Below are 12,141 nucleotides of genomic sequence, written 5' to 3'. Positions count from 1 at the left end.
TCCTCCTAAACTAGGATAAGCGAATGATCTCTTCTTTTGCTTGTACATCTCCAAGTTTTAAAAGTTCAAGATGCTGCTGATCTGAGAGATTTGTAAATACAATAACAGTTGCGCTACTTTTCGCATGTTCCTGTATATATTTTAAATCAAAAGAAAGCAGTTTGTCACCCTTTTTGATTTCTTGTTCAGCTTCACAATGTAATTCAAAGCCTTCTCCATTTAACTGAACAGTATCAATTCCTATATGCAGTAATAATTCTACTCCTTCTTTGCTTTCAATGCCTAATGCATGTTTCGTTGGGAAAATCATCTTGATCTTACCATCACAAGGAGCATAAACATTTCCATCATTTGGGAAAATCACTACACCATCTCCCATCATTTTTGTCGCAAAGGTTTCATCAGGCGCTTCTGTAATCAGCTTTAATTCACCACTAAGCGGAGAAACAAAGACATCTTTCACATCACTCACCTTTGTTTCTTCAATCACCTCAAACTTTTCATGTGCTGTTGGGTTATGAAGATAATCTTCAAGATTTGATTTGATGACCGTTACCTTTGGACCATAAATAATCTGAACACCTTTTCCTTTAAAGATCACACCTGCAGCACCGCTTTGTTTTAAGATATCTTCACTCACTTTAGAAGAATCAAAAACAGTTATTCTTAGACGAGTTGCACAGCAGTCTACATCTGAAATATTATCAGCACCACCAAGACCTTTTACAATCAAGGCACTCACTGATGTATCACTATTCCCTTGCTTTTTCGCATTCACATCAGCACGAGTATAGAGCTTTGTTTCTTCACTATCATCTTCACGTCCCGGTGTTTTCAAATTCATTTTCTTTATAAAGAAAGTAAACACGAAATAATAGACAATAAAGTAAATGATACCAATGATGACGATCCAATACCAATTGGTTTTCGCATTTCCCTGCAGGATACCAAAAAGTGAAAGATCGATCAGTCCTCCAGAGAAAGTCATTCCGACACCCACTTTAAAAATGTGCATCAGCATGTAAGCCAACCCAGCAAAGATACTATGAATGACATATAGAAGCGGCGCTACGAATAAGAAAGTAAACTCAAGAGGTTCAGTAATGCCTGTCAGCATAGATGTTAAGGCAGCTGAAATCAAGAGACCTCCTGCAATTTTCCTTTTCTCAGGTTTTGCACAACGATACATTGCTAAAGCAGCACCTGGAAGACCAAAGATCATCAGTGGAAATTTTCCAGCCATAAAACGTGTTGCTTCTGTATTGAAAACTGTAGTTGCTGGACATCCCAATTCCGCAAAGAAAATATTCTGAGCACCTTCTACGATCGTACCACAAACATTAGCACTGCCTCCTACAGCAGTCTGCCAGAATGGCATATAGAATACATGGTGTAAACCAAACGGTATCAAGGCTCTTTCCATAAGCCCGTATAAGAATGTACCGCCATAGCCTGAATTACGTACCAGCTCACCTACTGCATAGATACCATTTTGAATTGAAGGCCAAATATAAAACATGATGATACCTACAATAAGATAAGCAATCGAACAAATAATTGGTACAAAACGTGTTCCTCCAAAAAAGGAAAGAACCTGTGGCAATTCAATTTTATAAAATTTATTATGTAAATAAGCAACTCCAAGGCCAACGATGATACCGCCAAAGACACCCATCTGTAATGACTGAATACCTACGACATTTGTAATCGAACCGGCTGGAAGACTTTCTGCAATGCCTGTGACACTTAGCATTGCACTGATTGCTGTATGCATGACAAAGAAAGCAATAGCACCTGCCAATGCCGCAACTTCTTTCTCTTTCTTTGCCATTCCAATCGCTACTCCCATCGCAAATAGAATTGGAAGATTGGCGAAGATAATATCGCCACACTTATTTAAAACCGTCAAAATCGCATACATGAAAGTTCCTTCACCTAATATAGATGTCAATCCATAGGCTTCCACCATTGTTGGATTCGTAAATGATCCACCAATTCCCAAAAATAATCCAGCTACCGGAAGAATCGCTATCGGCAGCATAAAGCTACGTCCTACACGCTGCAGGACTTCAAAAATCTTGTCTTTCATATTTTTCCTCTCTTTCCGCTTTCTTTAGAAAATAAAAAGGCATTAACTAAAGAAAACTATCCTTATAAGACAATTTCATAGTTAATGCCTGCATCACCAGTAACACTCTACGCCCATTATATTAACCCAGAAAGCGCTTTCTGCCAACAAAAATATAAAAATTATAGTTACCATTGATGATATATATTATCATAACATAAATCACACTTAACTTTTTTTATTTTCTTTCATCATCTTTCTATCAATCAAAAAATGAAATTTCCTAATATATAAAAAAAGCTCCTTAGACAAAATGTCTTTGGAGCCTTTATGATTTTTAACTATGAAGTGTTTCAACAACCTTATACAGCGTTGTTTCATCACCAACATTTCCTGGGAAAACAACAACTGGCAAATTTTCAAATTTACTGCCTTCTAAGCAGCGAACTACACCAACATTCTGCTGAATCTGGCCTAATACCCATTCTTTTGATACTTTTAAACCTATTGTTAAGGCATCACTGGAAGTAATACCCCCTTTGGTAATCAAAAAGCGTGGACGAATCGTTAAACGAGAAAGAACACCAATGAGTTCACTAGAAATCGCTGTTGCCATTTCAAGTTGTTTTTCTGGATCATCACCTGGGAAATCGACCCTTTCTCTTCGTGTCGCAACTACCGCAACCTTATCTTCTTTCAGTACTTTTTCAAGTTCACCACTGACACGCAGGCTTTCTTCATGCAAGGTATTGTCTAATACCTTATGCTGATTAAATTCGATCCATACTAAATCTTTCGCATGTTCTTTTAAATAAGCTAATTGTGAAGCGGTTTTCTTTACATGACTGCCCACAAGGATCAGACCTCCAGTACCTTCCTGAACACAATCTTCTTTGGTTAGATAAGGTCGATCTTCGATATGAGCCAGCTCTTTCACAATACTAGCAGCACAACGGAACATATAGCGTTTCCTACACTTCTCAAAAGCACATACAAACTTTTTTAGATCATTCATACATGTACAGTTAATGATTACTTTATTGAAATCTGAAACACTGTTCAGTTTTTCTATAACTGTATGTTCATCATTTAAATCTTCTAATGAAATACTGATACAATCAGCTGCCTTATAAGCACCTTTTGTCTTTTCTTCCACATATTCCTTCAAATCTGAAGCATGATATGCGAAAGATTTATCCTTTGCAAATTCACTTTCACCACATGGCAGCCAGCCATCATCCGTCTTCACATAATGGATATCATTTTCTGTTTTGCGAATACCATCTAAATAAGGACAGATGATTTCACCGTCAATTTGTTGTCCATTTTCTTCTAATACCTGACGAATAATTTCTGTTTCTAACGGATAGTGACCACGAAGCGTAGAATCACCTCTTGATAAGATCATAAAGTCTGTCTTGCTTTGATTAGCAGCTTCAACAATCAATTGCGTTAATTCTCTATGGTATTCCGCTGTTTTTTCTTCACTAAAAGAGCGAGAATTTGTCAGAATATAGAAAAGAGATCCTGATGATGTCATAGCTTCCTTTAGATTATCAAGTGTTGGCTGAGTAATGACCAATACATCATGAACACTTTGAATACCTGTTGGATCATCATCAAGTACGATCATCTTTCTATTTTCCATAAAGCATCTCCTTAGCACGATCAATCGCCATTTCAGGACTTGTAAGCACTGGCTTAGAAGTTTCTTTCAAATAAGGAAGGATCGCTGTCATAGAACCTTGAGCTAAGACAACAACATCACATTCTTCACATGCCTTGTTGATTTCATTTAAAACAAGCTGATTATGCTTTTCAACATTTTTCTCTTTCATCAAGATATCTAAAGCGCCATTAACAAGATATTCTTTTACTTCAACTTCTTTTCCAGCTTCTTTAGCTTTCGTTCTCACTAAATTACAGCTAGGTTTCATCGTAGATGCAACCGTTGCGATCACAGCAATTTTCTTACCTAAAGAAACAGCCCTTTCTGCCATTGCTTCATCAATCTTAAGCGTTGGGATATCTGTACATTTCTTTGCGATATCAAAGGCTTCTCCAACACTTGAACATTGATTGAAAATCAAATCAGGTTTTAAAGAAGCAGCTGTCTGAACATAAGTCATCATACGTGAAATAATCGCTGGTGTTAAACCACCATTGCCCTTTACTTCTTCCAACAGTGAATCATCGATGATATTCACCAATTCAACATCTGGCATTTTTTCTTTTACTAATTCTTTTAAATCATTTAAAGAAACAGGACTTGTGTGAATCATTACTATTTTTTTCATCTTATTTACCTCCATATTCTTCTAAATCTTTCATTGCCTGATAAATCAAATCTTTTGTTACCGGATATGGCACATGTTCAAGTTCTGAATTACTTTCAGCCTTTTCCAATATATCTTCTAAATCATCATGAATATTTAATTCTAAATCTTTTAGACAAGTTGGCAAACCAATCTGCTTATTAAACTGATATGTCTTTTCAAGCATGTCTGTCTGCTTATCCATCATTAACTGAACCAGTGTTCCATAAGAAACGACCTCACCATGCAAATGATTCTTTTCGATATGCTTACGTACTGTTAATCCATAGAAAAGTGCATGAGCAAGTGCTGAGTTATAAGCTGCATCAACAGATAAAGAAACACTTCCTGTTGTAATTAAAATATTTTGAATAACTCTTTCAAGAGCCGGTGTTACAGCATGATTCTTTGCATCTTCTAAAGCCTGTGCTCCATCACGTAGCATTGGATAGTAGCAGTTTTCACCGATCTTAATACCTAATTCACTGGCATAATCCAATTCATCATTTCTAGCACTAAATACCGACTCAACATGCTTTGCCATCGTATCACCAATACCTGCCCATAAATATTGGATTGGGGCATCACAGATGATACGTGGTTCAATAAAGCAATGAACCGGAGGCTGTTTTAACTTTGGAATATCTTTGAATGAACCATCAGCATTATACATGATACTGATCTTAGTTACTGCTGCACATGTTGAAGCAATGGTTGGAATCGTATAAACCGGTAAATTCATCTTATCACCGACATATTTGATCGTATCCAGACATTTTCCGCCACCGACACCAATTAAAGCTTCTACCTGATCCATGCCTTCAAAATTTTGAATCATTTCTACATTTTCATAAGTTGCTTCATGACCATAGTTTTTTAAAACAACGATATCTAGCTTTGCTTCTGAAAAAGCTTCATCTAAATATGGTTTTGCAGCCTGATAAGCTTTATTGCCGTATAGTACTGCAACCTTTGTATTTTCTTTTAAAAATTCACTGATTGATTTGCAGGCACCAATGCCCATCGTAAATCGTGGTAAAAAAACACTATTCATAAAATTCCCTTTCTATAAAAGAAACCATGCGAAAGCATGGTTCCTATTTTGCTAGTAATTCATCAACGTAAGCTTTTAATTCAGGAACCTGGCAGCCTTCATTGAAGCATTCCAAAAATCTTGGAGATAATGCCTGTTTTACAATATCCTGATCGATAGCTTTTAATGCAGAGATTAAATCTTTGCCAATAGCTTCCTTCATCTTAAACAGATTAGCTGCGTTTCTATTCTGAGATTCTTTTCTACCTGGTTCATTTGGATAACCCATTCCTTTTGGAGAACCAAAGGCTTTTTCAAATATTGTATGAATATTTAATTCAGCACCCCAGCCAAATCCTTTTGCATAAGGAATAGAAAGAGCATTACCATTGTTGATCTGTAAGAACAAATAAGCATCACTTGGTTCAATGCAGTAACCACAAACAACACCAGGGAATGCATTTAAAGCCATCAAAGCACCCTGACCTGTTCCACATCCTGTTACTACAAAGTCAACAGCCTTAGAGTTTAATAATAACGCAGCCTGAACACCTAAGTTCAAATATGTCAAATAAGGATCATCGCCATCCTTACACATTCCTGTATTATATACAGTATGTCCCATTGGTTCTACGACATCTTTTAACTGTTCTAAAACAAGAGCATTTTTAGAAGCCTGACTAAATTCATTCATTAACGCAATTTTCATACTTTTTTCTCCTTTTCCCATTTATTTATATTAACGTGACAGCCATCCGCCATCTACAGGCAATGTAGCTCCACATACATAATCAGAAGCACTAGAAGCTAAGAAAACAACAGGTCCTTTAAGAACTTCTGGTTTTCCCCAATATCCAATAGGGATACGGTCCAATACTTCTTTATTACGTACAGGATCTTCCTGCATTGGTTTTGTCATCGGTGTATCCATATACCCCGGTGCGATAGCATTACAATTGATTCCAAGTTTAGATAATTCATTGGCCATCGATTTTGTTAAACCCATGACTCCGCTTTTACTTGCAGCATAGGCCGGTGCATAAATACCACCAGTAAATGAAAGCATACTGGCAATGTTGATGATCTTGCCTTTTGTCTGCTGCTTCACCATTTGGTTAGCAGCACTTTGTGACATGTGGAATACATTCTTCAAATTTAGATTGATCAAAAAGTCCCAATCTTCTTCCGGATAATCTAAGAATGGTGTACGACGATTTGCACCAGCATTATTTAATAGAATATCCAAGTGGCCATATTCCTTAACCACTTCTTCTACAATTTTATCAGATAAAGCCTTTGAAGGTTTTGACAGATCAGCGAAATAATAACGATATTGGCGTCCTGTTTTTTCAACAGCTGCTTTAATTTCATCATCATTATCATTACCAACATTAAATATATCCGCACCCGCTTCTGCTAATGCCATACACATAGCAAAACCAAGTCCTCTGTTGGCTCCGGTTACTAATGCAACCTTTCCATTTAATTCAAACATCCTTCTACCTCTTTCCTATTTTCTCAAAAATGAAGGTGGCTATAACAGCCACCTTTATTAAAACTATTCGTTACCTACAGTAACTGTTTCACCATAGATGTACTGGTCATTTGAACCAATAACACGAATATAATCTTTAACAAACTTTTTAATAGCAGCTTCTGCAACCATCATGATTTCAAGATAGTTCAGTCCTGGTTTTTCTTCCCAAGCAGCCTTCATAGCATCTTCTGCAGCATGGAAAGCATCAGTACAAACATTGATCTTGTTAATACCGCCAGCAACAGCCTTACGGATATTTTCTTCACCTGAACCTGAACCACCGTGTAATACAAGCGGCATATCAAGAGCTTTCTTTAGTTCAGCAAGTCTTTCGAAATCAAGAACTGGAACATAACCTTTCGGATAATTTCCATGAGCTGTTCCGATAGCAACTGCTAAAGCATCCACACCTGTATCTTTTACAAACTGAACAGCTTGTTCAACATTTGTATATAGATCATCTCTAGAGTTATCGCCATCAGCAGCCTGTCCTACGTGTCCTAACTCACCTTCAACACAGATGTTTTTAGGATGAGCTAAAGATACGATAGTTGAAGTTCTCTTAACGTTTTCTTCATAAGGATAGGAAGAGGCATCAATCATTACACTTGAGAATCCCCAATGAATTGCATCTACCATATCACTGAATTTCTGTCCATGATCAAGATTCAACGCTACTGGAACGTTTGCACGTTCTGCCATTGCTTTAATCATAGGAACCATTTCAGTTGGATGAGCCAGCTTTGCCATTTGGCCAACTCCAATATTGATAATAATAGGTGAATGTTCTTCTTCAGCAGCTTCAATGACTGCACGAGCCATTTCCATGTTTACACTATTTACTGCCATAACTGCATAATTGTGTTTATGAGCATGCATTAAGATATCTTTCATTGATACATACATAACTAATTTCTACCTCTTTTCCTTCCTTTTAATTTAAATATTTTATAGGTTAATGTCTAAGTCTACGATTTCTTCTTCGACTACATCTTCTTCAGCCAATGGTTTCTTAACGATGGCATATAATACACCAGTTACAACAGAACCAACCAGCAAGCATACAACCCACATTAATGGATTAGAAGATAATGGCATAACGAAGATACCACCATGAGCAGCAGGTGTCTCAATAGCTAACATCATTGCTAAACCGCCAGCAATACCACTACCGATCATTGAGCAAGGAATGAAGCGAACTGGGTCATTAGCTGCGAATGGAAGAACACCTTCAGTGATGAAGCAAAGTCCCATAAAGATACAAGAAATACCTGTGTCTCTTTCAGCCTGAGTAAATTTCTTTGGTTGTAAGAATGTAGAGATAGCAACTCCCAGAGGTGGAGTCATACCACCGATGATCTTTGCAGTTTCTGGTGCATAGATTCCATCAGTCATCAATGCGTTAGCAGCCATAGATGCAGTCTTGTTGATAGGACCACCCATATCGAAGCCCATGCAAGCACCGATAACAGCACCAACAATAAACTGAGATCCACTGTTCAGTGAAGTAATCCAGTCTAACAATAAATTCATAATCCAAGTCATTGGAGCCATTGCTACACCGAAGAAAACAACACCTGAAATAAATGTTACACAAACTGGAATGATCAATACTGGCATCAAGCCCATCATAGCTTTAGGAAGTTTGATCTTCTTAAATACATTTACTAACCATCCAATGAAGAATGCCATGACCATAGCACCTAAGAATCCAGCTTTAGCCTGGTTAGCAGTATAACCAATGATGAAACCTGGAACGATACCTGGACGTTCAGACATTGAATAAGCGATACCAGCAGCTAATACACCACAAGCAAAGCTCATTGCATAATCAGATAATTTAGAAATTGACCACCAGAACTGTCCCCAATTTAACATATTTAAGTTAGAGAAAATTGTTGCAGCTCCATCAGCATTAGGTGCCAGATCTCCTACCTGCCATCCACCAAGACCTTTAGCTAGTGCGCCAAGAATACCTCCGGCAACTACCATTGGGATCATGTAGGAAATACCGGTCATAACGTGTTTTTTAACAGTACTTATTGACATAATTTTACCCCTCTTTAAAATTTTTATTTTTTATTAGCTAACTTTTTTTCAATAGTTGCAATCAAACTCTTTGGATTTTTCATTGCAACAGTAATAGGAATGTCGACTACTGGTTTTCCAGCAAATCTTTCAACTCCTCCTACTGCGATGTCATGAGCTAAAATAACAACATCAGCAGCAGCAATGTCTTCAGCTGTTAACTGGCTTTGAGCACCAATCGTTCCCTGAGTTTCGATCTTGCACTGATGACCTGCTTCAGTTGCAGCAGCCTGGATCTTCTCAGCTACGATGTAAGTGTGTGCAATACCTGCAGTACAGCATGTAACACCTACGATTCTCATTATTTTCACCTCAACTTTCTAAATGACTTGCTTAACTACACTCATAATTTATCACTCGTAAACCCTTTCAGTAAAAGTTAAGTGGTAATTTTAATGTGGTAATTTTTGCTTTATTTTTATTTTGTGTCTAGTTTATGAGCATTTTTTGAATATTTTATTAAGAGAAATTGATATCAACATCAAAATTTTCATCTTCCTGATTATCCCCTGAATTACCAGTTTCCGGCTCATTCAAGATCACATCGATCAGCTCTTTCTTAGTTGTAACGTCCTGTAATTTCGCAACACGAGCATCATTTCCAAGTTTTCCAGCCAATTCAGCCAACAGCATCATATGATTAGCTGCAAAATCATTATCATTACTTACGCAGAACAAGAAAATGATATTTGTATCCTGGAATCCATCACTTGACATGCTGCTTTCCCATTTGATCATATTTTTTGTACGTCCAATGGCAATACCGATCTTCTTCACAGCATCACTTTTTCCATGAGGAATTGAAATGTGATTACCCATACCTGTAGGCCCTTCTGCTTCACGCACGTAAATGTCTGATACAAAATCATTCACATTTGTAATGTAATCATTTTCTAATAGTCTTTGACTTAAATTTCTCAATACCTCATCTTTTGTTGTTCCTTCAACTTCAAGATCAATAATCTTCTCATCTAAAATATCTATAAGTGCCATATTTTTTACCTCCTAATGCTTGCTTATTGAACCAAATATGTATAGAAATCAACATTTGATTCAATACTTCTTAAAATGTTGACCTTCTCATCGCTATCTACAAGCTTGATATATTGCTTATAAAACATCTGCGTTCGATTAGCCTCAAATTCATTTGACATTTTCACAACTAACAGGAAGACCACATCCACCTTTTCACTATCCCATAAAATAGGTTCCTGCAATGTTGCAATAGCTACTTTTGCCTCATTGATCTCATTCTGGTCTCCATGAGGAATGGCTACTCCATTACCAATTGAGGTCGGTGTAATATTTTCACGATCAAAAACCGTTTGAATATATTTATTTGTAACGTATCCCTTTTTCACTAGTTTTTTGCCAATCAAATTCAAAAGTTCTGCCTTATCCTTGACTTTCTGGTGAACAAATATCAGATCCGGTTCAAAAAGCTGGTGACAGGCAGCATCAAAATGTACCTTTTTTTCATTACTTTGATAATTAATCTGACGAATTTTTTCCTTCACCTTGTTAACACCTGTATCATTGAGCCAATCACTGATTTCCACGATACGAGGATCTTCCAGATATAAATGTTTGGTCGTAATGATCAGATTCACATCTTCACAGTCACGGATATTAAAATCATGCATGCTGCTGACACGAATCGTTTTCAGCTCATCACAGGAACGCTTTAGCTTATCACAGATCATTTGGTTTATACCCATGCTCGCATTTGATACGAGAACTGCAGTAATTGGCGCTGAATTACGATCCAGTGCTGACTGAATATAAAGCGCAATATAACTTAATTCGTCTTCCGTGATCTTTAAGCCAAAATCTTCTTCAAAAAGTACAGAAATCAGCCAGGAAATACGCAGTGTCTGTTTTAATTCACTTTTAATGTAACCTGTAAGTTCATTCGTATAGGTACGCTCATACTTCATTCTGAAAATCATTGGCCGCAAATGCAGCAATAAGCCACGATAAAGTTCTTCATCATTGGTTAGATCAACATTTGTAACATTGCTGACCACATCAATGACCTTTTTGACAAAAGCTTCCAGCTTAGAGTCATATTCTTCCAGAATCGAATGCAGACCGGTACCGTTATAACCTTGATCGATCATCCTGGCACATAAGATCTGAATAGATAAGAATGCAATATCTTCTACCGGAATCTCCAGGTCCATCGTTTCAGTAATCTTTTTGAATACCATTTCCGCAAGACGATATTCGCTGTACTGTGACAGCGTTTTTAGTTCGCTTTTTGAAATCTGCAGTGACTTGCGCTTATCCTGCATACATTCAAAAACGCTCATACAAGAGTAAATCAGAATTTCATTAAATGATTCATCTGCCAGATTAAAGCCCCATTCCTTTTCTGTAGAAATGATACTTTTTCGAATCAGATTCAAATTTAATCCCGGCATAAAATACAGAATACTGGCATCAATATCCGAAGTATTCTCCATTTTCATAATAAAATTCTTTAAAGCCAGGCGATAGCTAACCTCACTGCACTCAAGTTCTAAGCCTTTATTACGAATAATATTTAGATCAATAGAAAAAATCTTTAACCAGTCTTTACAGTCATTGATCACTTTCAATGCGGTCGGCACACTAAGATAGAGAGAATCTGCCAGCTGTCTTGTAGTTAAACTCGTCGTCCTATTCATTTTAAGAATTCTGCGCAAAGCCGCAATCATTCGTGTCTGATCATTCTGAATGACATCTCTGTTTGAACTCGTAATATTCATCAGAATCTTACTGCGCTGATATTCATCAGCATTCAGCCACATGCCGATTCGAGGCTTCTTGCAAATTTCGCCTAAACCATTTTCCATCAGCATCGTATTGATGGCATCGATCTTCGTGCGAATCGTTTTTTCTGACAAACCTATCTCACTTGCCAACTGATTGTTTGTCACCATATCATTTTCTAAAAAGGCTTTCAATATTTGCTGAGTGTAGTAATTCGATTTGTTATCGTTCAAGCTCTTTCACTCCTTTCATGTGTAATTTATCACAAGATTTCCTTTTTTCACTAAAAGAAACATGGAAACAAATGTGGTAATTTTTTATTTATTGATCCTATTATAACGATTAT

The 12,141-nt window shown here is 37.0% G+C and carries 11 protein-coding genes; all 11 read right to left on the bottom strand.

The annotated features are described in order from the left end of the window. Positions 1-10 precede the first annotated feature (10 nt). Positions 11-2,089: a PTS sugar transporter subunit IIABC gene (locus tag BQ5367_RS04820; protein ID WP_071441419.1), complete on the bottom strand. Its 2,079-nt coding sequence runs from the start codon at positions 2,087-2,089 to the stop codon at positions 11-13. A 316-nt stretch (positions 2,090-2,405) separates the two neighbouring features. Beyond that, positions 2,406-3,716 (bottom strand): four-carbon acid sugar kinase family protein, encoded by a 1,311-nt coding sequence (locus BQ5367_RS04815; RefSeq protein ID WP_074021995.1) that lies wholly within the window; start codon positions 3,714-3,716, stop codon positions 2,406-2,408. Then, a complete protein-coding gene (locus tag BQ5367_RS04810) occupies positions 3,706-4,365 on the bottom strand; it encodes an aspartate/glutamate racemase family protein (RefSeq protein ID WP_071441417.1) in 660 nt (219 codons plus the stop codon). The genes BQ5367_RS04815 and BQ5367_RS04810 overlap by 11 nt, the downstream gene beginning before the upstream one ends. Before the next feature lies 1 nt (position 4,366). After that, positions 4,367-5,437 (bottom strand): iron-containing alcohol dehydrogenase family protein, encoded by a 1,071-nt coding sequence (locus BQ5367_RS04805; RefSeq protein ID WP_071441416.1) that lies wholly within the window; start codon positions 5,435-5,437, stop codon positions 4,367-4,369. A 43-nt stretch (positions 5,438-5,480) separates the two neighbouring features. Continuing rightward, positions 5,481-6,125, bottom strand: coding sequence for an RpiB/LacA/LacB family sugar-phosphate isomerase (locus BQ5367_RS04800; RefSeq protein WP_071441415.1), 645 nt, complete (start codon positions 6,123-6,125; stop codon positions 5,481-5,483). A 30-nt stretch (positions 6,126-6,155) separates the two neighbouring features. After that, on the bottom strand, positions 6,156-6,911 hold the full coding sequence (locus BQ5367_RS04795; RefSeq protein ID WP_071441414.1) for an SDR family NAD(P)-dependent oxidoreductase: 756 nt from the start codon (positions 6,909-6,911) through the stop codon (positions 6,156-6,158). A gap of 63 nt (positions 6,912-6,974) precedes the next feature. Continuing rightward, on the bottom strand, positions 6,975-7,859 hold the full coding sequence (locus tag BQ5367_RS04790; RefSeq protein WP_071441413.1) for a class II fructose-bisphosphate aldolase: 885 nt from the start codon (positions 7,857-7,859) through the stop codon (positions 6,975-6,977). Between the two features lie 42 nt (positions 7,860-7,901). Beyond that, positions 7,902-9,002 (bottom strand): PTS fructose transporter subunit IIC, encoded by a 1,101-nt coding sequence (locus BQ5367_RS04785; protein WP_071441412.1) that lies wholly within the window; start codon positions 9,000-9,002, stop codon positions 7,902-7,904. Between the two features lie 23 nt (positions 9,003-9,025). Continuing rightward, complete coding sequence (locus tag BQ5367_RS04780; RefSeq protein ID WP_071441411.1) at positions 9,026-9,343, bottom strand: PTS fructose transporter subunit IIB; 318 nt, start codon at positions 9,341-9,343, stop codon at positions 9,026-9,028. Between the two features lie 157 nt (positions 9,344-9,500). After that, the gene (locus BQ5367_RS04775) at positions 9,501-10,034 is read right to left on the bottom strand and encodes a PTS sugar transporter subunit IIA (RefSeq protein WP_083383165.1); all 534 of its coding nucleotides are present in this window, start codon (positions 10,032-10,034) and stop codon (positions 9,501-9,503) included. Positions 10,035-10,057: 23 nt separating this feature from the next. Further along, a complete protein-coding gene (locus BQ5367_RS04770; protein WP_071441410.1) occupies positions 10,058-12,028 on the bottom strand; it encodes a BglG family transcription antiterminator in 1,971 nt (656 codons plus the stop codon). Positions 12,029-12,141 lie beyond the last annotated feature (113 nt).

It is taken from the genome of Traorella massiliensis (assembly GCF_900104665.1).
Taxonomy (GTDB): Bacteria; Bacillota_I; Bacilli_A; order Erysipelotrichales; family Erysipelotrichaceae; genus Traorella; species Traorella massiliensis.
Note: the sequence above shows the minus strand (reverse complement) of the source record. Positions and strands in the feature narration are given on the sequence as shown.

Excerpts from the sequence above, each read along its gene's own strand:
- BQ5367_RS04805 (WP_071441416.1), bottom strand. The coding sequence starts at position 5,437 with ATGAATAGTGTTTTTTTACCACGATTTACGATGGGCATTGGTGCCTGC.
- BQ5367_RS04820 (WP_071441419.1), bottom strand. The coding sequence starts at position 2,089 with ATGAAAGACAAGATTTTTGAAGTCCTGCAGCGTGTAGGACGTAGCTTT.
- BQ5367_RS04775 (WP_083383165.1), bottom strand. The coding sequence starts at position 10,034 with ATGGCACTTATAGATATTTTAGATGAGAAGATTATTGATCTTGAAGTT.
- BQ5367_RS04810 (WP_071441417.1), bottom strand. The coding sequence starts at position 4,365 with ATGAAAAAAATAGTAATGATTCACACAAGTCCTGTTTCTTTAAATGAT.
- BQ5367_RS04780 (WP_071441411.1), bottom strand. The coding sequence starts at position 9,343 with ATGAGAATCGTAGGTGTTACATGCTGTACTGCAGGTATTGCACACACT.
- BQ5367_RS04800 (WP_071441415.1), bottom strand. The coding sequence starts at position 6,125 with ATGAAAATTGCGTTAATGAATGAATTTAGTCAGGCTTCTAAAAATGCT.
- BQ5367_RS04785 (WP_071441412.1), bottom strand. The coding sequence starts at position 9,002 with ATGTCAATAAGTACTGTTAAAAAACACGTTATGACCGGTATTTCCTAC.
- BQ5367_RS04790 (WP_071441413.1), bottom strand. The coding sequence starts at position 7,859 with ATGTATGTATCAATGAAAGATATCTTAATGCATGCTCATAAACACAAT.
- BQ5367_RS04815 (WP_074021995.1), bottom strand. The coding sequence starts at position 3,716 with ATGGAAAATAGAAAGATGATCGTACTTGATGATGATCCAACAGGTATT.
- BQ5367_RS04795 (WP_071441414.1), bottom strand. The coding sequence starts at position 6,911 with ATGTTTGAATTAAATGGAAAGGTTGCATTAGTAACCGGAGCCAACAGA.